Raw genomic sequence first — 20,865 nt, forward strand, 5'->3', positions numbered from 1 at the left:
TAACTCTCTATAATATATATTATGACGGGGGCGTTCTTTAAAAGAGTTTTTTTATTTACTCCTCTATTCTATATCTATAGTTTCTATCCTTACTTTCCTCTACATTAATGTATTGCACACTATACTCGATAAGATCGTTTATATATAGTTTCTGTTCCTTCGCTTTTTCCTTAATTGCTGATAGTAGTTCTTTGTCATATGTCGTTTTGTATTGAACTCGATCTTTCGGTCTCAAATCTTTATTAAATGAAATAACATCTTGTTTTAATACGTGTAGCAATCCGCTTTCTAATAAATAATTGACATGCGTATCATTATCTTCAGCAATCCTTTGTAAATCATCTAAAATTGCTTTGCTAATGTTTGTTCTGAATTTTACTCGATCTGTGTCGGTTGTTTGCTGCAGTTTACCGTCAATAATTTTCCACATAGTAAAACACTCCTTCAAAAATGATATTTATCTCCAATATACATTGCATAAGCATACAATTCCTTAAGTAAGATTAGTGTTTGTTATTTCTCTAAAAATGTTAGGATCTTCCAAATTTTAGGTGGTTCACGTTGGTTTTTGCTTGCTGTTTTCATGATTTTATACGTGAAATGATAGGGTTTTAAGTCTGATCTGTAACGGTATTTATGAATAGCAATTTCGGTAAAACTTCTGCTATTTAACAAACAAGAACGATTATGAAAGTAAACGTTCGCTCAACCCAAATTTTATTGCTGTACCGTAAAGTCGTAAAGCTGGACAAAAGCCCATCCGGCATAAATTGATCGGATGGGCGCTTATTTATCTTTCTGTATAACGGACTCGATCGGTCGCTTGCAATTCCTTCAGATTAGAGGCTCCAACACCGAACATAGCGATGCGCAACTCCAATTCTTTCGTTTCCATCACTTGAATGACGTCTTCAACAGATTGAGTCGCTTCTTTCAGAATAGATCTGCCAAATCCGACTGCATCAGCACCTAAGGCGATTGTTTTCGCTGCATCAAGTCCTGTAGCCATTCCGCCACTTGCCACGATCGTTTGATTGCCGATCTTTTTGCGGACTGATGCAACGCTGTCGACAGTTGGGATTCCCCACTCACTAAATGCATCTGCTGCAGCGCGTTTTATAGGATCGGCTGATCGGTATTTTTCAACCTGGCTCCATGACGTGCCGCCCGCTCCTGCAACGTCAATGAAAGATATGCCCACATCTGTCAGCTTTTTAGCAATGTCGCCGTCAATTCCCCAACCTACTTCTTTTACTCCGATAGGAATGTCCATTTCAGATACCAATTTCTCGATTTTTATAAGTAAATCTTTGAAATTCGTATCTCCATTCGGTTGAATTACTTCTTGTATGCTATTTAAATGGAGTACGAGTGCATTTGCATCTGACATTTCTACAATTTTCTTACATAAGTCAGCTTGGAAGCCATAGTTCAGTTGTACAGCTCCTAAGTTGGCGATAATTGGAACGTTGGGTGCATATTTACGGACTTGAAACGAAGCTCTATGTTCTTCGCTCTCGATTAGCGCTCTCATTGATCCTAAAGCTAACACCCAGCCCTTTTCCTCAGCTGCGACTGCCAAATGACGATTAATCGTTTCTGCAAATGCCGCACCGCCAGTCATCGAACTAATTAAAAAAGGAGTTTTAATAGCATGGCCTAAAAAAGATGTTTCGATTGAAATTTCCTGAAAATCAATCTCAGGAAGTGCATTATGGACAAAATGCACCCTTTCAAGCCCTGTTGTAATATGATCGCCCGTCACTTTTTCATTCAACGCGATTTGAATATGCTCCGCTTTCCGTTGGTGAATCGATTCAGTCACTTGTCTCATCCGCCTTCCTGATCTCCATTGCCCCTTCTTTTGAAACAGCTAAATTTAATGGTTCAATGTTTGAAGATGCCCATTCTTCTTTTAGCTGACTTGCGTTCAGTTCCCCTATAACAAATGCAATGCCGCAATCCCCGCCACCAGCACCAGATGTTTTCCCGGCGCCATATTTATTTGCAATGTGAATTAACTCCTGCAGCTTCGGCGTTTCAATTTCCGCTTCAGCATCTCTTCCTAATTTGGATAGTGCTTTTCGATTGCGCGCAAAACTTTGTATTGCTCCTCTTTCATCCGATTTCTCGAACTGATCAACCATATCGTGAACAGCCATTATACTTTGCTCAAGAAAATCAGCATATGCTGCCGGCTGTACTAATTTTAAACGTTTAATCTTCTCAATCATTTTATAGGTTGACATTTCATTGCCTGTCCACCCTACACATAGCAACAGCTCTGTAGGAGGAACGATTTTTTTAATATGGAGTCCAGGCCACTGCTCTGCAATGAATGCATGAAGATTGATGTCTTCTGTTAAGCGGTCTTTTATCCATTCTCCATCAAAAGCACTGTAATGTAAATAACCACCATAGGTAGATGCGGCAACATCGGCGCAAGAACCGTTTCCTTGCGTTTTGAAGTGCACGATGGAAGCCAATTTGTAAATTATTTCTGGAGAGGATGAGATGCCTTCCTCTTTATATAAGCGCAGTATCGCTGTAACTGCGGCAACTACAACTGCTGCACTTGATCCAAGCCCATATTTTCTCCCAGATGCATCATCTAATTCACTATTAATTCGAAGAGTGAACGGTTTTAGCTTGATGCCTGCTTCAACGATATATTGATTGCATATTTGCAAAGTGTTTTGCAGAAATGATAGTTTAGGCGATTGTTCATAAAGATGAAGCTTGCCTTCTATCACATCCCATCGAATATCTTCAAAACCGATATTTGGAAGCTGTAAATGGTTTTCATCGCTAAATGCTATTTCTGCATACACATAACGATTAACAGCCGCAACAATCGCGCTTGCTTCGGGTTCAAGTACTGCAAATTCGCCCGCAATGAACAGCTTTCCGGGAACTTGAATTGTTATAGGTTGATACGTACTATTGCTGTGTATCCCGCCGGTTGTCATCATAAATATTCTACACCCGGTCCAGGATGACAAACAAAAATCTGTTGCACACAGTTTAATTGTTCAAGTCTTTCTTTAACAATCGTTTCATCCTTTGGCTGACAAATGACTTTCACATTTGGTCCTGCATCAATCGTAAAATAAGAAAGAATGCCTTCTTCCCGCAACGCTTCAACTTCATGCATTACATCCACTGTCGCTCCTGTCCAATATAAAAATGGAGGGTTAGACGCTAAAGTCGTTGCATGCATTTTTAATGCATTGCGCTCCAAAACGGTTCCTAACAATTCAAAATCCCGGTTTTTGATTCCTTGTCTTGCTGCTATTAAATCCTCATCAATCGTATCGAGCCATGCTTGGTAAAATGACGAAGTATTCACTGTACGCTTCATCCCTTCCCTGCTCAACACTTTCTTTTCTTTCGCTTCGACCATAACAGACAAGATGCTTAAATCCCATTTATCTGCTGGCATAATTTGGGTAGCATAAGAATCAGTTCCGTCCTCTTTTTCTCCTTTTTGCCATTCAACGTATCCACCATATACGGATCTCGATGCCGAGCCGGAACCTTGTCGGGCGATTATGGATAACTCTTCTTCATTGAGATTCAAACCGATTGCCTTCGATGCTGCGGCAGCCAAAGCTGCATATCCGGACGCGGATGATGCAAAACCAGCTGCTGTCGGCACATTATTGACCGATTCAACGATTGCGAATAGCTGCTTATTTGCTTTATTTCGAATTAGATCCAAAAATGTTTTGATCTTCTGCAATTCCATCCCTTGAATTTCTTTGCCATCTAACATGAATTGGTCGGCTGTCAATCCTTCTTGAAATGTAACTGAAGTCGTTGTATAAAATCGATCTAATGTAATTGAAATGCTATTATTCGTAGGTAGGAACAATTGTTCGTTCCTCTTCCCCCAATACTTAATGAGGGCAATATTCGTATGCGCTTTAACTTTCGCTTGCACGTTCATTCTCCGCCTTTTCAAAATAATGATGCTGACTCATGCCGATCCGGCTAATGTACGTTTCAGTAGCACCGGCTTCTTTTAATGAAATCGATAGCTGTAGTGCATCTTGTTCATCAGCAGCCAATGCTAATATGCAGCCGCCTCTGCCGCCGCCTGTAAGTTTAGCGCCTAATGCTCCGGAATCTCTGGCAACATCCACGAGCCGATCAATGCCTTCATCGCTCACACCTAAAGCTGATAATTCTTCCTGAGCTAAATTAAGGCAACAGCCTACAAGCTTTACATCACCTTTCGCCATCGCCTGTTCGCAATGGTACGTAAAGTCTTCAATCAAGTCAAGCGACCTTTGAGTCGTGAGACGATCCTGTTCGTAAAGTGTTCGTATGCTTTCTACAGCTGTCCGTGTATCTCCGAATCTTCCTGTATCCGCAATGACTAAATGCAATGTCTTTCCAATGGGTAATGGGACAGCCCCTTTCCCTTTTTGGAAACGGATAGGCCCCTCACTGCCAACAGCAACGACATCAATGCCGCTCGGATTTCCATGAGCAAATATTTCCGCCACTTGTGCAAGCCGTAAAATCTCATCTTCATTCGCCTGATGGCCATAATATCGAAACAAACCTTTTACAACTGCATAGGCAATTGCTGCGCTTGAACCTAATCCTCGTCCGGAAGGGATAGAGGATTCGATACGGATCGTTATATTTGGTTTTTCCACTTGTAAATAGCTTAACGTTTCATGTACACATGCTGTAATGCCAGATAACGGCTCAGGTGCATTCTCAAATGGACCACAAAAATATTTACAGTTCAATCGGCATCCTGATTCATCGTTACCGCCTTCTTGTATAATTGCCTTTGCCCCCACTTCAGTAAAGGGAATTGCAATGGCAGGCTTATTGTAAACAACTGCATGTTCTCCAATTAATATGATTTTTCCATGAGCTGCTCCTACTGATAGATTGGACATGCAAGTTCCTCGCTTTTTGATCTATATTCATCGCAATACATTTGATTGCCATTAACAATTATAGGGTACTGTAATTAAGTTTTCAGCTTATTGGCTTCAATTTTTTTAAAGCGTTTTTTTAAAGACGTAACTAACCTGCTCATATTTCATTTTATCTTTATAAAACGAATGAGCGCTTTCTCGTTGTAGCCCTGATGAAAGTGCGACGGTTTCATAGCCTTCGGACAGCAATAAGTCATGTATATAAGTAAGCAGCTGCTCTCCATACCCTTTTGATCGCTTTAACTCGTCCGTTACAAAATCGCAAATCCAAATGAACTTGCCATAGTAGAGAGTTACCATTGGTTGAAAACCGATGACCGCTGCAATTTTATCATTTGCGTATAGAGCGAATTGACGATAATTCTCTATTCGTTTTGCTTCATTCACTAATTGCAAATACGCCACTTCATCTAAATGGCTTCTCAATTGTCGCATAACATTGTATCCTTCTTTTAATTGTTCTTCTGTTATCAACTCACGAATATCGATACGATCCAAATCGCCCGCCTCTTTCCTCTTTTATACTTATCTATTCTACCATTCGGCAACGATTCATACGTACTTTAATATTACTCACTGAATGGGCATATGCGTCATAGTATAGATGTATGTGCCGAAAAGGAGGCGTCTCATTGTATTATCGACAACTCCACTATTTAACGTATTCTCCTTATCACACTGTCATCTCTCCAACGTATCCATCCATCATCCCGATGTCAGCGCAAAGCCAAAGAATGCCATATTCATTCCCTCCCGTAAATGTTCGGAAATTCAACACCTCCGCTAAACGATTTCAATTGCTTATGAAACAAGCCATACAACTAATCGATAAAATTGCTGAATCCGACCAATTTGCTCGAGAATTAATGGAAGCAGCTCAATCCTCCAATGAAAACAAAGTGAAACAACTGATCACTTCTGGAGGAATTACAGTTGACCACGATGTCAAATATACACCAAGTGGTATAGTCATTAATTTGCGCAATGTGGATATAGCGGCAGAATGCTGTATGCTAAGTATCAGCCTAAGATGGTAACTCCATAACCGTTTGAATAAAACGAATCCTTGTCAACCAATACTATAATGTAAAATACGCTTAGAAAGGAGTAAAAAAATGGTGAAGCAGCAGGACAATCAAATGGAACAGCAATTTCAAAATGAAAAGAAAAACATTTTACAAAAACTGCAAAAGGCATCTCAAACTATTCAACAAATGAATACACTTTTTGATACACAGTCCGCGCAACAGGCGGGTCAGCAATTGCAACAAGCTTCCCAACTTTTAAATCAAATGCAAGCGGTAGCTGTTACAGAAGCATCTTCAACGGTTCAACAGCAATTGGAACAAGTAAGAAAACAAATTGACCAAGCAGCGCAAACATTGCAGTTGATTGAAACATTAAACAGCTCCAACAAAAGTTTTAAAAAAGGGTAAAAGACAAATGGACTGCACTGAAGCCGTTTCTTAACTTCAGAGCAGTCCATCTATTTATTTCTGTTTCTTTTGCAGTACCGATTTCACTGCTTCATTAATTTCCTTGTATCCTGTACATCTACACAGGTTGGAAGAGAGCCATTCTTCAATCTGATCCTCAGTAGCTTCTGGATGGGCGGTAACAAGTGCATGACTATTCACAATGAATCCTGGCGTGCAATAGCCGCACTGGATTGCCCAATGATCGACAAACGCTTTGGGCATCGGGGAGTGTTGAAGTCCTTCTATCGTCGTAATTTCTTGATGTACTGCCTCTACAGTGAGCACGAGACAGGAATGCATCGGTTTACCGTTTACTAATACTGTACATGCACCACAATCTCCATTGCCACATGCTAATTTTGCACCCGTTAATCCTAATGAATCCCGTAATGAAGTTAACAATGTATCAGCTGAACGAACCATGATCTCTTTCTTTTCTCCATTTACTAATATGGATGCGATTGTATGCTTACTCGTATTTGAAAAGATCATTGCGCTTCCTCCAGTTCCTCGAACATTTCATTTAATAACTGTGTCAGTGTGAATTGCCTAAACTTTTTCGACGCCAGAAAGTCTTCCATAATTGTAGCAGGCATTTTTGCAACTGCTTTGTTTATCCGTTCTTTTACGTCCAACGAATGGTCATTTAATACCCCTTCAACGACTGCAGACCTAAAAGGCGTATCTGAAAGGCCTGAAAAAGCGATGCGAATCCGTTCATTTTTCAACATTGCAGCTATGCTTACAATTGGATAGCCAACTGTTGAAGTACGTGTTTGTTTTAAGCAAGCGTACGGTAGATTCAAATTGCTGACCGGCACCTTAATTTGCGTTATGAATGAACCATCTTTCACCTTTGCTGCTGCTATTTGTTCAGCAGGAAAGACATCCCTTTCCTTTGTTCCAGCAACAGTAATTAATGCATCCGCGACTAATAAGGGCAACAGCGCCTCTCTATATGGCAATCCACTTAGTAGATTGCCTCCGATTGTTATTTTGTTTCGAGATGTATGATCGGCAATTTTGCGCACCATATTTCCTAACATCGGAAATAGTTCGGACTCTGTTATTTCATTTAACGTAACGGCGGATCCGATTATAAGTTGATCGTCTTCTATCTTTAAAACATTGCACTCATCAATGCCTTTTAAATCAATAACTGCATCCGCTTTTAATTTTCCTCCGCGTGCGAATGTGATCACTTCTGTTCCCCCTGAATAAAAGATCACTTTCTTCCCTAATGACCATTCGCTTGAGAATGTTTTATATGCCTCTTCTATCGATTCGGGTTTATAGTAATCAAATGTAAAAGGGATCATTTTACAACCTCCGTCGATAACCGCCAAATCGTTTCCGGTGTCAAAGGGAGTTCATTCATTTCGGCATTTACTGCTATAGATAAACTGTTTGCAAGTGCTGCAGCAGCACCTATTACTCCGTACTCTCCGATACCTCTTGCGCCGTATGGACCATCTTTTGAAGGGGTTTCAATAAATTCAATGACGTATTCTCCCGGTTGCTCTCCAAAGCGCATCATTTGATAATTTCGTAGATCCGGATTTTGAATAATGCCTTTCGGATTGAACAGGAATGATTCGCCTTTTGCAATGCTTAACCCTAAAAAAATCCCACCCCGCATTTGCTGTGTCGCAGTCATTGGATTGATAATTGTGCCGCCATCCATTACAGTGACTGCTCTAAGGATTTTATACGTGAAGGAACGTTTATCGAATTCAATTTCAACAGCTTGGGCGCCAACCGACCACCATGGACCTGGATTTCCAAATCCTGTTTCCTTATCCATCGGTGTTAAATGACGTTGGATGTGCCTGCCGATGCCGATTATTTGTTCTCCTACCGTATGGCCATTCGGGTACTGAAAACCTAATGAAATGGTTTGGATATCGATCCCTTTATCTGGTTCTGCTGTTACATACACTCGGCCATTTCCGACGGATAACTCCACCTCTGAACATTGCAATGCAACTGCTCCTATTCTTTTCAATTGCCGTATCGCATCATCTGCAGCAGCCAACACTGCATTCCCTGCCAAAAAGGTTGTACTGCTTGCTACAGTGCGCCATTGATGGGGGTTATATTGTGTATTCACTTCCATTGTCACATGGATTTTATTGATGTCCATTTGCAAACGTTCTGCAGCGATTTGCGCCAATATCGTTTTTGTCCCTTGTCCCAACTCAACTGCTGCACAGCTAAGGTTCACTGTTCCGTCCGCTTCAAATGTTAGAATGGCGCCGGCTTGTGCATTCGTAGAAGTTGTAGAGGTTTTCCAAAAAAGTGCCACTCCTTTTGATCGTACGATATGTTCATTTACCGGTACGCTTTCAGGTCCGCTATACTCTATCAGCTCTTTTGCACGTTTCATGCAAGCTTCTGCGTCTCCTAACTTGTTCGCGTTCAACACTGACTGCGTCGGAGTTGTATGTCCTACTTTAATTGCATTCATTAAACGGAACTCGACCGGATCGATATTCAATTTTTTCGCAAACTGGTCCATCGTCCGTTCAATTGCAAAAGTCAATTCAGGATGCCCATAACCTCTGAAAGATGTCGCATATGGATGATTTGTATACATGCAATACGAGTCGCACCAAACATTTGGAATGTGATAAGGGCCTGTACAATCAAGCGCTGCTGCCCTCGTTATCCCTGCCGCTTGGTCTGAATAAGCGCCCGCTTCAATTAAAAATGTATAGTGCCCGGCAATTAATTTTCCTTGCGAATTGACACCCAATTTGACAGTAGCATCAAAACCGATATGACAAGGAGCTGTCATCATATCTTCTTCCCTATCGAACTTTAATTTGACGAGCTTACCTCCGACTGCTCGTGATGCCAGATACGCTAAGGGCTCCAATTGCACGGCTCCTTTTCCACCGAAGGCACCGCCTAACATTGGAATATGAACGATAATCTTCCCAACTTCTATATTGAAAAATTGATTTAGAACTTTCTTAATCGTGAACGGCGATTGGCTCGTTGAATGGACGACGACTCTACCATCTGGATTGATTTCCACCATGGCAGTGCGTGTTTCCAATGCTGCGTGGTCTGATAAGTTGAATGAATATGTAGCAGTAATTGTATCAACACAAGTTGCCCATGCTTTGCCGAAGTTCCCTTTTCGAATTTTAATATGGCTTGCGATATTCGTTCCGCCTACCGGATAAACATTATCGATGATTTTTGTATATGAAGCAGAATTTTCATGTACTAGCGGCGCATCAGACTGAAATGCCTGTTGGACAGAGTTGACGACAGGCAGCGGATCGTATTCGACGACGATCTTTTTAGCAGCTTCTTTCGCTTGGTATTCATGTGTTGCAACGATGATGGCAATTGGTTCACCGTAATACCGAACTTTATCAAATGCTAACGGTGGGCGATCTGCTAAAATCGGTCCGATCGGGAACGGGAACATATCGCCCGTTATAATGGCGCATACACCAGGCACCTTCCAAGCCTCGCTCGTATCGATCGATACTATATTTGCATGTGCTTCTGTACTAGTGGCAACTTTAGCATGAAGCATACCTTGAAAAAATTTATCCCCTAAATATTTCAGCGCCCCAGTAGATTTTTCGACCGCATCAATTCGTTGTTGAGCTGTTCCAACGATTTGTTTTTTGCCTTCTATCAACAGAATTTCCTCCTTTACTTCTCTCACACTAGTCGTAGGATTGCCAAACAAGGTTTCATTTATAATGCTGTACTCGAATAAGAGGGCGGGACGTTGGCTACAACTGTATCGAGAAGAAAAAGCGAGGTGAGTATGAATGGGGTTCATTCCAGAGTTGATTAAAACGGTTTTAAAGGAAGACAAACCTACTGTATTAGCCCAGATTATTCATGTAGAAGGATCCGCTTACCGTAAAGAAGGTGCCTGGATGTTCTTCTTTCAAGACAAAACAAGTATCGGCCTTTTAAGCGGTGGTTGTTTGGAAAACGATATTCATTGCAGAGCGGAAACGATGTTCGGCACAGGGAAAACGGCCATCTATGAATATGATTTACGAGCTGAAGATGATATTGGTTGGGGACGCGGCATTGGGTGTCAAGGAGTCATAACAGTAATGCTGCGCGATGTAGATCGCCTATTATTGAGATTGCTTCGGTTTATGCATCGGCAACTGGAAGAAGGAGTACCCGTCCGCTTTATCCAATCAATGAAAGACCATACTTCAATGATTTGTTATAGTGCGGACAAGCAATATGGCACATTGAAAGATGCTCCGATTGCTGATGGAAAAATCCGTCCATATGAACGATCGGCTGGTAAAATTCACATAAAAGATGAAAGCTATTATCAGCAATGGATTTGGCCAAGCCCAGTGTTGCATTTATTCGGTGCCGGTCCTGACGCCAGGCCATTAGTTAAAATGGCTTCGGAAGTTGGGTATAAAGTACATCTTTATGATTGGCGCCCAGCATATTGCACGAAAGAGCATTTCCCGACAGCTGCTTCTTTTTCCGTAAACAATATGGAGCATCTAATGAAGGAAACTGTGTTTCGCCAATTAGATTCTGTCATTATTATGACACATGATTTTCAAATTGATCAGATGCTTTTGAAGCATCTCCGGAATTTCGAATTACTTTATGTTGGTTTGTTAGGATCGAAAAAGAGAGCCGAGAAACTGCTTTTGAACGAACAATTTGATCAGCTCCGCACACCAATTGGATTACCGATTGGTGCAGAAGGAGCGGAAGAAATTGCCGTCAGCATTATTGCAGAAATGATTGCGGTACGAAGAGGAGCCGAAATATGGCCATCGTTGGTATCTATTTAGCTGCGGGAAAGAGCCGCAGGATGGGGCTTGATAAAAGATCGTTATTAGTTGGCATGAAGACATTGGGCAGTTTAGCAATCGAAACAGCATTGCAATCAAGATTAGATTGCATCTGTATTGTAACGCAAGAAGATGATGCGCTATCATGGCTGCCAGATGCTGTGAAACGAGAAAAGAAAGTCGTTCATCTCCCATGCAAATTGGCCGATGAGGGGCTATCAGCATCTTTGAAGTGCGGTGTTACGTTTGCGAAGTCCTTACATGCAGAAGCGATTGTTATTTTGTTGGCGGATCAGCCGTTTATTACAGTTCAAATGATCGATGAAATGATAGCATGCCACAAAGAACAAAATCGCTCAGAATTTGTCGCTCCTTACTTTAAAGGAGTGCCAAGGCCTCCTATTTTGATTGCGTCTTCCGTATTTCCTGCCCTGTTAAAGTTAAACGGCGATAGAGGTGCAAGGGATTTATTGCGATCGGGCTTTTATAAAGGTGTTAAACTTCCATGTTCAGATCAACGATTATTTTATGACGTAGATACGAAAGAGGACTATCATTCACTTATACAAAATAATAATTGAAAAAGACTGCATGGCGGAATTGTATTTTCCATAATGCAGTCTTTCTGTTAATCAATCATTATTTGAGCTTTCCTCTTTGTGAAATCTGTATCTTTGTAATATGCGTCTTTAACTAACAAGTTCGGCCCTAAACAACGAACCGCTGGACAATGACAGCTAATTGATGCAGCAAGCGAGCTTTCTAACCATTTCTTATGAAGTGCTATCAAATTATTTGTTTTAATATTTCCTAAAGGCGGCGTATCACCGAAGTCGGTTACAATGACATCACCTGTAAAAATATTGACATTTAACCGTGACCGTCCATCCGGATCGTTGCGGACAGAAACATTTTTACTTTTATACAACCTGCTGAGCAAATACAAATCTTCTTCCTTGTTGCTACACGGATAGAAAGGGAGCGTACCGAAAAGCATCCATGTTGATTCATCACGTTCATCTAACAACTGATGAATTGCTTTTCTTGTTTCATCCAATGACAAAACTTCTAACGAACTTGCGAAGTCGCTTGGATACATTGGGTGAATTTCATGTCGGCTGCATTTCATCTCTTCGACGACCTGTCTATGGATTTCCCTCAAATAGGGTAATGTACGCTTGTTCAGCATTGTTTCTGCGGAAACCATAACACCCATTTCGGATAGCTTGCGGCTATTTTCAATCATCCGCTGAAATTGCTCCGCCCTTCTTTCACGCGGTGGCTTTCTTTCCATATTAGCAAATCCGCCATCCACGAAATCATCTACTGTACCCCAGTTATGGGAAATATGTAAAACGTCCAAGTAAGGTGCGATCGCTTCGTAACGGTCAAAAGGCATTGTTAAGTTGGAATTCATCTGTGTCCGAATACCACGTGCATGCGCATATTGTAATAAAGGTAAAACAATATTTTCAACGGATTTTTTTGAAAACATCGGTTCTCCACCTGTAATGCTTATTGTACGAAGATGCGGGATTTCATCTAAGCGTTTAGTTAATAAATCAAGCGGCAATGATTCTGGATCTTTTGGTTGAAGCATATAACCGACGGCGCAATGTTCACAGCGCATATTACATAAATACGTTGTTGTGAATTCAATACTTGATAAAGTGAATGTGCCATGCTGTTCGATGTCTTGGTATGCTTCCCATGGATCATTTACTGGTGTCATTTTCGTAATATGTTTTGTCATTTTTATTCAATCTCCTACAATGTACAATTAATCTTCAACTAAATAAGTATGAACGATATCCTACTTTATGACAAGTGCCAGCAGTCAATCATTCTAAATTAGACCAAAAAGCGTTCTCAACAAAAAAAGAGCCGAAATTGACGGCCCTTTCAATTACTCATACGTATTTCCTTTTAGATCCACGTTTACTTTTCCTACTTCAGTTTTAAGTTGGATCGGATGTTCCCCTGACCCGTATATCGCTTTTCTATCTTCACTTCCAAACAAGTTTACTTTCCCAACACTTGTTGAAATGTTTACCGTCGCATTGTCTGGCATTTGGTCTACTTGAATATCGATTTTTCCTACATCCGTTTGTACATCAATCGCAGAATTTAAATTTTCCATAATAATGGCTATTTTTCCTGTGGCAGTATTCGCTTTTATATTACCAGTAACATAGTTGAAAACTATTTTTCCGTTAGCACTTTTCGCTTTTACAGATTTGGAAACTGTCTCCGAAAGTCGTATTTGGCCATTGTCCGTACGAGCATTTATTGATTCTGCCTTCAAATCATTTACCGCAATTTTTCCGTTATTGATTTTCACGATCATTTCATCATATTGTTTTTCAGGAAGGAATACCTTCACAACGACAGCTTCATATCTCTTTCCAAAAGGAAGGCGGAGCACCTTTCTTGTGTCCTTTATTTTGACAGATAAAGTATCTCCATTAACGTCAGCATCAAGTTGTACATTCGGTCGCTTATTTTTCAATCCGCTCACTTCTACTTTTGCAGATGAGCTTTTTGTTGATTGAACATCGATCGACGCATTTACGGCATCGATTGCAACTTTACTGAAGGATGCGTTCGTAAATGTTTCATCCAATCGATCATGTTTAGTGATAAACATAAAATCTTTGCCATAAATGATCAACAAACTTGCTGCTATAAAAATGAATAGTATTGCGATCGTCCTTTGCTTCATAACACACTCCCCTTTCTAACCCCCATATCAAATGTAAAAAAAGTTTACAAACCTTTCGAGCGTCTTGAGAATGGTTATGAAGTCAGACTTTCGGTGTAGTGAGTAGTTTACATAATATTTTTACGGTTACGTAAACCGATTATTCCTTCAATTGCTCGTAATGCATCTTTTCATCTGGCTCATATTTATTGTACCGTAGCTTTAGCAAGGCAAATAAATGGCTAAACAATACTTTCAGCAATGCATATCCCGGAATTCCTAAAATAACGCCTGGCACTCCGAATAATGATCCCGCCGTCAATAGGACAAAAATGATCGTAATCGGATGGATACGCAACGATTTGCCCATTATTTGCGGCGAAATAAATTTTCCGTCTATCAATTGGACGATTGTCCACACAATTGCTAACTTGACAAGCATAAATGGTGACGTGACGATTGCAATAATGACAGCTGGTGTGATTGCAATGAGTGGTCCTAAATAAGGGACAACGCTCGTAAACATTGCTAGAGCGCCTAATAACAGTGCGTATTTCATGCCGATAATGAGGAAACCGATGGACACCATAATACCGATGCAAATAGCTACTAATATTTGTCCTTGTATATATGCACTAATCTGATGATCTGCATCCTTTAAAATTACTTCGGCATCATCTCGCAAACGCGGCGGCAACATTTTCAAAATCATTTTCGGCAATTTTTCACCATCCTTCAATAAATAAAAAAGGATGAATGGCACTGTAACGATCGATAAAACGAAACCAGTTAATGCTGAAATGAATGAAGTGACACCTGAAGCAATCCCCCCAACGGCATCCGCGATCATTTTACCTACATTGCCGAGACCCGATTCAAGAATCTGGTTGATATTAATATTAAATCCTTCGTAATAAGTAGCGAAAAGAGACGAACGCATAAAACGATCGATTTCTATAAGCATTTGTTTAAAGTAAGTTGGAAATTCATCAACTAAATTCGTAAACTGGATCCTTAAAAAAGGAAATACTAATACGGCCAATAATGTGATTAAGCCGACCAGCCCTATAAAAATAATGAAAATCCCCCAAATCCTCGGGATTCTCAACCTTTCCAACGCTCGCAGTATCGGCCGAAGCAAATAATAGGCAATTGCAGCTAATATGATCGGCAATACAACATTTGAAAAAAAGACTTTGATCGGATAAAAAATAAAAGCTACATTACTATAAACTAATATGATTAGCCCAATTAGCAATATAGAAAAGAGGACAAATAAAGAGGTACGCCCTCCTAAAAATTGAATGATCCGATGTGCTTCTTTCCGATTCAGCTTTTCGTCCAATGAGTCTTGTTCTTTGCTGCTCAAGCTACTCTCCCCTTCCTCAATCAAGACTTCTATTTAGAAATTCGGATAATGCCTTTTTATTTTTATCAAGATCCAATTCAATTACTGCACCGGCATGAGAATAATTTGCAAATTGATACGATCCTTCTATCGGAATTGTCATCGTTTTCATTTCGACGCCTTTATTGATTAACAATGTAAATGCTTTTTGAAGTTCATCTTTAGCAGTTAAATCTGTTTCAATAAAACCATCTAACGCACCCGCTAATTTTGGTAAATGTAGCAGCATTTTGGGACTCAATGCTTCCTCTTTTATAGCTTTCAACACTTCCTGTTGCCTAGCCACCCTGCCGAAATCGCCTTCCGCATCTGCTCGAAATCGTGCAAAACCTAACAGCTCTTTGCCGTTCAAACGTTGGACACCAGGCATTAACGTAACTCCGATTTTTTCGGACATCTCCTTTTGAACCTCAATTTCAATACCATTTGGGAAAGCGGTATCAATAATCGATTCAAAATTATCAAAATTGACGATTGCATAATGATGAATAGGGATGCCAAACATACCGGTAATCGTATCTTTAGCAGTCTGCACACCGTTTAAATAATAGGCTGTGTTCAATTTATATGATTTATAGCCGGGAATTTGCGCGTAAATGTCTCTCATAAATGAAATAAGACGTATTTCCCCTGCATTTTTATCCCATGAAAGCACCATGATCGTATCGGTGCGTGATTTGCCGCTACCATCATCATCCACGCCTAATAACAAATAGTTTTCAACCGACGGATCTTTCGGGTCAACGACATCCCCTTGAAATGGCCCCGGATCGATTTCTTGACCTTTTGCCATAGATCTCCCCGCCTGATATTGAAAATAGGAATAGAACCCTATGATCATAAAAGATAGAAACAAGAAAGTCGTAAACACTCTTCCTATACGAAGCTTTTTTCTTCTTCTCCTTTTAGGCACAGGTCCTTCGTATTGATCTTCCCTCAAATTCGATTCCTCCATGTTGTAAAGTACCTATAAAGACGCTCCCCACTATTGTTGGGTTGCATACTAAATGTAAGTATATCATGAAGGATTGTAATGAACACGGCGGTTCCCCAGCTTATTCTTTCAACTGTGCATATGATAAATGTGAAGGTGGTGGTAAATATGGGACGTGAATACGGAAGAGAAGGATATTATGGCGGTTCATCCTTCGCTCTTATAGTTGTGCTGTTCATCCTATTAATAATCATCGGCGCGAGTTATTTATATTACTAAAAAAACTTAGCACAACCTCTCAAAAGTTCTTTCAAAAGAGCGCGTCAGTGGGCGCTCTTTTTTTAATTAAAAACACTTATTGCATGCTGTTATGCTATAATTCGTGTATTAATAAAGGAGGAGGCAATAGGATGGCTAAACCGAATTTGGCAAAAGCGACATTTGCAGGAGGATGTTTTTGGTGCATGGTCAAGCCTTTCAAAGAATGGGACGGCATTCATGACATCGTTTCAGGATATATGGGCGGCCATGTTGTACAACCTACATACGAAGATGTGAAAAGAGGAGATTCAGGGCATTTGGAAGTTGTAGAAATTACATATGATCCTTCAATCTTCCCTTATGAACGACTTTTGGAGCTGTATTGGCAGCAAATCGACCCAACAGATGCTGGTGGCCAGTTCCATGACCGTGGTCATTCTTATACGACCGCTATTTTTTATTACGATGATGAACAAAAAGAAGCTGCCGAACGTTCAAAAGAAGAGCTGTCTAAAAGCGGCCGCTTTTCCAAACCGATTGTTACTGCGATTCGTCCTGCGGAGACCTTTTACCGTGCGGAAGAATATCATCAAGATTATTATGAAAAAGAACCTGAGCATTATAATGAAGACCGAAAAAAATCAGGAAGAGATGAATTTATCCGAGAAAACTGGAAATAACAACAAAAATCCGAAAATCCTTTTGAAAAGGTTTCGGATTTTTATTTATTTATTTTCTGTACTAGGAAAGTTATTGTTGAGCAACTTTCTTTTCACGATCACCAATCATAAATGTCAATAGGATCATCGTGCTAAATAACATTGCAAAAATGAACAGTGTATAATGATGGTTTCCTGTCCAATCGTAAATGAGTGCAATGAATAGCGGCAAAACCCCAGCAATGATATAACCCCCAGTCTGCATCATCGCAGTCCAGGCATTTGTCTCATCTGCCGTTTCTGTTTCATCCAATGGAAAAAGCAAGGCAATCGGAAACAAGCCTGCAAGCGGGATCCCCATAAAGAATGCACTAATCCACATAAATGTCGGTTCCCCTGTCCATAGAAAGCCAATAGCAATCAAACCCATCACTAAAAATAGCAACAGCCAAAACGTCCTTTTCGGAAAACGTTCGTAAATGATAGGGAAAATTAAGTTTAAAACAATTTGAATCGTTGTCATTAAACTTAATAATCCGCTCGCTTGCCCAAGCGTCATGTTAGCATCAGTTGCAATTGGGACAACCCAAGTAATGATACAGAAGAAGCTTGATGCTTGTAATCCGAAAAAGAGAAGGAACAGCCATGCTTTTTTTGGGCGCCATGGCGAAATGGAAACAGGCTTCAATTTTGCAGGTTCGGATTTTTCTTTTTGTTTGAGACGAACTTTCCCTTTTATGGACAATCGCCAAAAAACAATTCCTACTACAGATAATACTGCCCAAATACTAAGCGCGAACGGATAAGAGCCTGTCTGATGAAAAAATACTGTAGTTAGCCCCGCTCCTAAAGTCGAGCCGACGCCCATTCCGAAAGAATAAACGCCAATAACACTTGTTGACCGCTCTGGAAAGTTCTGTTTAATCATTGCAGATAAAAGCGGTCCTATTACTGCTATGGCAATTCCGATGAAAACAGCTGAAATGAATAAAGCTACATAATGCGAATAAAAACCTCTTAATATAGTTGCTACCCCAATGATGAATAGCATGAGGTACATCGATCCATTCAACCCTACCCGGCGATTCAAATAAGGTGATAACGTTGCAAATATTCCCATGCAAATGACAGGCAACGCTGTTAACAAGCTTACTTAGTATTTGTTAATGAAAGATCGACACGGATAATATCAAGCATCGGACCAATTGATGTAATTGCAGGTCTCATATTTATAGATACTGCAAATATTGTAAGAATCAATAAAAATAAAGTCTTCTTTGAATACTGCTGCGACATATAAGAACTCCTTTGCTAATTCATCGGGAACTTGTGTTCCTTTTCAAGGACCGCTATAATATTAGTAGAAAGGATGAGTGTGCATGAAAATCCTACAATGGGAATATACTCGCAAATATCAGGTGAAATGTATTTTTGATGAATTCCCTGAAACTGTATTCCTCTTTCGAAGAGTGAAAGATTATTACTTTTTGTTTTCTATGAATGGTTTAAATAAAAATGCCATTCCCGAAAGAAAAGACTACGTACGGATGGAATATTTGCTCAATAAAGAATTATGCACTTTAGACTCCTATCGGAACCGCAGTGCTTTCAAATAATCGATCCCTTTCGAGGGATTTTTTTGTAGAAATGAATATGTGGTGTAAGGATTAATTACAAGATGAATTGCACAATCTTTCTGTTAGACATAGCGGGAGCGTAAAGAATATAAACTGCTTTCCTATCATACATGAAATGACCTAAAAAAGTACGTAACACGAATCGAAGACATACCACCCGGAAACTATTTCATGGTATAATGGGAGCATTGTGAATTTAGGAGGATTATTTATGATAGCAGTAAGCAATGTAAGTCTGCAATATGGCGATCGCAAGCTATTTGAAGACGTGAACATACAATTCAACCCTGGCCATTGCTATGGATTGATCGGCGCAAACGGAGCGGGAAAATCCACTTTCTTGAAAGTTCTTTCCGGTGAAATTGAGCCGCAAACTGGCCACGTCATCATGAACAAAGATGAACGTCTTGCAGTTTTAAAGCAAAACCACTTCGAATACGAAGATCATGAAGTGTTGGACACTGTCATTATGGGCCATAAACGTCTTTATGACATAATGACCGAAAAAAATGCCATTTACATGAAAGAAGATTTTTCTGATGAAGACGGCATGCGCGCCGCTGAATTGGAAGGTGAATTTGGCGAATTGAATGGCTGGGAAGCAGAATCAGAAGCTGCCATTTTACTTCAAGGATTAGGAATCCCCGAAAGTCTTCATCATGTAAAAATGGCTGAGTTGACAGGGTCCGATAAAGTGAAAGTATTGCTTGCACAAGCGCTATTCGGAAAACCGGATGTTCTTTTATTGGATGAGCCGACAAACCATTTAGACTTGAAAGCGATTCGATGGCTTGAAGAATTTTTAATTGACTTTGATAATACTGTCATTGTCGTGTCCCATGACCGTCATTTCCTAAACAAAGTTTGTACGCAAATCGCAGATCTTGATTTCTCGAAAATCCAGCTTTATCCTGGAAACTATGATTTTTGGTATGAGTCCAGCCAATTAGCTTTAAAAATGGCTCAAGATCAAAACAAGAAAAAGGAAGAGAAAATTAAAGAGTTGCAAGCATTCGTCGCACGTTTTAGTGCCAATGCTTCCAAATCTAAACAAGCGACTTCCCGTAAAAAAGCACTTGAGAAAATTGAACTGGAAGATATTAAACCATCTTCCCGTCGCTATCCATTCGTCAATTTTCAAATGGGACGTGAAATTGGTAATGACGTTCTTTCTGTTAAAGATCTCTCAAAAACAAAAGAAGGAAAGCAGCTTTTGAAAGACGTAACATTTACAATGGGCAAAGAAGACAAAATTATTCTATTAGGCAATCCACTCGCAAAGACTGCCCTACTTGAAATTTTGGCGGAGGAGGAGCAGCCTGATGCAGGATCCTTTAAATGGGGTGTTACAACATCACGCGCGTATTTCCCTATTGACAATAGCGAGTATTTTGAAGGCCAAGAAGAATCGCTCGTAGAATGGCTTCGTCAATATTCACCGGAAGACCAAACTGAGACTTTCCTTCGCGGATTCTTAGGCCGTATGCTCTTCTCTGGCGAAGAAGTAAAGAAAAAACCGTCTGTTCTTTCTGGTGGAGAAAAAGTGCGTTGCATGCTGTCAAAAATGATGTTAACAAATGCAAACGTGTTATTGTTGGATGAGCCGATGAACCACCTGGATCTTGAATCGATCCAAGCATTGAATAACGGATTGATCGCATTCAAAGGCGCTATGATCTTTACTTCTCATGACCAACAGTTCATCCAAACTGTCGCAAACCGTATTATTGAAATACATGACGACGGAACAATTTTCGATAAAATGATGCCATACGATGAATATTTGGAGTGGAAAGAGCAACAAGCAGTTTCAAATTAATTTTTTGGATAGCAGAAACGGAGTACATTCCGTCTCTGCTTTTCTTTTTGACGTTATACGGATAAACCTTTTTCAATCGGGTATAGCTATGAGAAAGCCCAGTGGTAATAAGTCAAGGACCAAAATCGAGTGAATTGGAAATTTAATTGTATTAGTTTCTGATATCCATGTTTTTTAGGTATGGCAAATAAACCTC

Annotated in this window: 23 protein-coding genes; 8 read left to right on the forward strand and 15 right to left on the reverse strand. The window is 40.1% G+C overall.

Annotated elements, in window-relative coordinates:
• Positions 1-55: 55 nt before the first annotated feature.
• The 6 genes from ACFQ38_RS00830 to ACFQ38_RS00855 all read right to left on the reverse strand — a co-directional run bounded on the left by ACFQ38_RS00830 (position 56) and on the right by ACFQ38_RS00855 (position 5,459).
• Complete coding sequence (locus ACFQ38_RS00830; RefSeq protein WP_381479543.1) at positions 56-430, reverse strand: rRNA methyltransferase; 375 nt, start codon at positions 428-430, stop codon at positions 56-58.
• 360 nt (positions 431-790) lie between these two features.
• The gene (gene fni, locus ACFQ38_RS00835) at positions 791-1,825 is read right to left on the reverse strand and encodes a type 2 isopentenyl-diphosphate Delta-isomerase (RefSeq protein WP_336825086.1); all 1,035 of its coding nucleotides are present in this window, start codon (positions 1,823-1,825) and stop codon (positions 791-793) included.
• A complete protein-coding gene (locus ACFQ38_RS00840) occupies positions 1,818-2,972 on the reverse strand; it encodes a phosphomevalonate kinase (RefSeq protein ID WP_381479544.1) in 1,155 nt (384 codons plus the stop codon). Before ACFQ38_RS00840 ends, fni begins: the two co-directional genes overlap by 8 nt.
• Positions 2,969-3,943, reverse strand: coding sequence for a diphosphomevalonate decarboxylase (gene mvaD, locus ACFQ38_RS00845; RefSeq protein ID WP_336825088.1), 975 nt, complete (start codon positions 3,941-3,943; stop codon positions 2,969-2,971). Before mvaD ends, ACFQ38_RS00840 begins: the two co-directional genes overlap by 4 nt.
• Positions 3,927-4,919: a mevalonate kinase gene (gene mvk / locus ACFQ38_RS00850; protein WP_381479545.1), complete on the reverse strand. Its 993-nt coding sequence runs from the start codon at positions 4,917-4,919 to the stop codon at positions 3,927-3,929. The genes mvaD and mvk overlap by 17 nt, the downstream gene beginning before the upstream one ends.
• A gap of 105 nt (positions 4,920-5,024) precedes the next feature.
• A complete protein-coding gene (locus ACFQ38_RS00855; RefSeq protein ID WP_336825090.1) occupies positions 5,025-5,459 on the reverse strand; it encodes a GNAT family N-acetyltransferase in 435 nt (144 codons plus the stop codon).
• 134 nt (positions 5,460-5,593) lie between these two features.
• Between ACFQ38_RS00855 and ACFQ38_RS00860 the strand changes: the two genes are divergently transcribed.
• A complete protein-coding gene (locus tag ACFQ38_RS00860; RefSeq protein WP_336825091.1) occupies positions 5,594-5,998 on the forward strand; it encodes a hypothetical protein in 405 nt (134 codons plus the stop codon).
• Positions 5,999-6,076: 78 nt separating this feature from the next.
• The gene (locus ACFQ38_RS00865) at positions 6,077-6,397 is read left to right on the forward strand and encodes a hypothetical protein (RefSeq protein ID WP_336825092.1); all 321 of its coding nucleotides are present in this window, start codon (positions 6,077-6,079) and stop codon (positions 6,395-6,397) included.
• Positions 6,398-6,451: 54 nt separating this feature from the next.
• Here the strand turns inward: ACFQ38_RS00865 and ACFQ38_RS00870 are convergent, their stop codons facing one another.
• Genes ACFQ38_RS00870 through ACFQ38_RS00880 form a run of 3 tightly spaced genes read right to left on the reverse strand, consistent with a single transcriptional unit; the run spans position 6,452 to position 10,100 of the window.
• A complete protein-coding gene (locus ACFQ38_RS00870; RefSeq protein WP_336825093.1) occupies positions 6,452-6,931 on the reverse strand; it encodes a (2Fe-2S)-binding protein in 480 nt (159 codons plus the stop codon).
• Positions 6,928-7,758 (reverse strand): FAD binding domain-containing protein, encoded by an 831-nt coding sequence (locus ACFQ38_RS00875; RefSeq protein ID WP_381479546.1) that lies wholly within the window; start codon positions 7,756-7,758, stop codon positions 6,928-6,930. The genes ACFQ38_RS00870 and ACFQ38_RS00875 overlap by 4 nt, the downstream gene beginning before the upstream one ends.
• Entirely contained in the window at positions 7,755-10,100 is a 2,346-nt protein-coding gene (locus ACFQ38_RS00880) for a xanthine dehydrogenase family protein molybdopterin-binding subunit (RefSeq protein WP_381479547.1), read from the reverse strand. The genes ACFQ38_RS00875 and ACFQ38_RS00880 overlap by 4 nt, the downstream gene beginning before the upstream one ends.
• A 136-nt stretch (positions 10,101-10,236) precedes the next feature.
• Here ACFQ38_RS00880 and ACFQ38_RS00885 point away from each other — a divergent pair, with 136 nt between their 5' ends.
• Positions 10,237-11,250, forward strand: coding sequence for an XdhC family protein (locus ACFQ38_RS00885; protein WP_381479548.1), 1,014 nt, complete (start codon positions 10,237-10,239; stop codon positions 11,248-11,250).
• Positions 11,226-11,831, forward strand: coding sequence for a nucleotidyltransferase family protein (locus ACFQ38_RS00890; RefSeq protein ID WP_336825097.1), 606 nt, complete (start codon positions 11,226-11,228; stop codon positions 11,829-11,831). The genes ACFQ38_RS00885 and ACFQ38_RS00890 overlap by 25 nt, the downstream gene beginning before the upstream one ends.
• Positions 11,832-11,878: 47 nt before the next feature.
• On the opposite strand, the gene yfkAB is transcribed toward ACFQ38_RS00890, so the two are convergent.
• From yfkAB to ACFQ38_RS00910, 4 genes are all read right to left on the reverse strand, one after another.
• Complete coding sequence (yfkAB, locus tag ACFQ38_RS00895; protein WP_381479549.1) at positions 11,879-13,003, reverse strand: radical SAM/CxCxxxxC motif protein YfkAB; 1,125 nt, start codon at positions 13,001-13,003, stop codon at positions 11,879-11,881.
• Between the two features lie 153 nt (positions 13,004-13,156).
• Positions 13,157-13,972, reverse strand: coding sequence for a DUF4097 family beta strand repeat-containing protein (locus ACFQ38_RS00900; protein WP_381479550.1), 816 nt, complete (start codon positions 13,970-13,972; stop codon positions 13,157-13,159).
• Between the two features lie 139 nt (positions 13,973-14,111).
• Positions 14,112-15,320, reverse strand: coding sequence for an AI-2E family transporter (locus ACFQ38_RS00905; protein WP_336825100.1), 1,209 nt, complete (start codon positions 15,318-15,320; stop codon positions 14,112-14,114).
• A gap of 16 nt (positions 15,321-15,336) precedes the next feature.
• Positions 15,337-16,314 carry an LCP family protein gene (locus tag ACFQ38_RS00910; RefSeq protein WP_381479551.1) on the reverse strand — a complete coding sequence of 326 codons (978 nt, stop codon included), beginning with the start codon at positions 16,312-16,314 and terminating at the stop codon, positions 15,337-15,339.
• A 147-nt stretch (positions 16,315-16,461) separates the two neighbouring features.
• Between ACFQ38_RS00910 and ACFQ38_RS00915 the strand changes: the two genes are divergently transcribed.
• On the forward strand, positions 16,462-16,572 hold the full coding sequence (locus tag ACFQ38_RS00915) for a YjcZ family sporulation protein (protein WP_336825102.1): 111 nt from the start codon (positions 16,462-16,464) through the stop codon (positions 16,570-16,572).
• Between the two features lie 131 nt (positions 16,573-16,703).
• The gene (gene msrA, locus ACFQ38_RS00920) at positions 16,704-17,234 is read left to right on the forward strand and encodes a peptide-methionine (S)-S-oxide reductase MsrA (RefSeq protein ID WP_381479552.1); all 531 of its coding nucleotides are present in this window, start codon (positions 16,704-16,706) and stop codon (positions 17,232-17,234) included.
• Between the two features lie 70 nt (positions 17,235-17,304).
• Here msrA and ACFQ38_RS00925 read toward each other — a convergent pair whose 3' ends face one another.
• Together ACFQ38_RS00925 and ACFQ38_RS00930 are read right to left on the reverse strand one after the other, a co-directional pair.
• Positions 17,305-18,333, reverse strand: coding sequence for an MFS transporter (locus ACFQ38_RS00925; protein WP_381479553.1), 1,029 nt, complete (start codon positions 18,331-18,333; stop codon positions 17,305-17,307).
• Between the two features lie 29 nt (positions 18,334-18,362).
• A complete protein-coding gene (locus ACFQ38_RS00930) occupies positions 18,363-18,509 on the reverse strand; it encodes a hypothetical protein (RefSeq protein WP_381479554.1) in 147 nt (48 codons plus the stop codon).
• An 83-nt stretch (positions 18,510-18,592) separates the two neighbouring features.
• On the opposite strand from ACFQ38_RS00930, the gene ACFQ38_RS00935 reads away from it, so the two are divergent.
• Positions 18,593-18,829 (forward strand): hypothetical protein, encoded by a 237-nt coding sequence (locus tag ACFQ38_RS00935; protein WP_336825105.1) that lies wholly within the window; start codon positions 18,593-18,595, stop codon positions 18,827-18,829.
• A gap of 232 nt (positions 18,830-19,061) precedes the next feature.
• The gene (locus ACFQ38_RS00940) at positions 19,062-20,669 is read left to right on the forward strand and encodes an ABC-F family ATP-binding cassette domain-containing protein (protein WP_381479555.1); all 1,608 of its coding nucleotides are present in this window, start codon (positions 19,062-19,064) and stop codon (positions 20,667-20,669) included.
• The last annotated feature ends 196 nt before the right edge of the window (positions 20,670-20,865 follow it).

It is taken from the genome of Sporosarcina contaminans (genome assembly GCF_042679045.1).
GTDB lineage: Bacteria > Bacillota > Bacilli > Bacillales_A > Planococcaceae > Sporosarcina > Sporosarcina contaminans.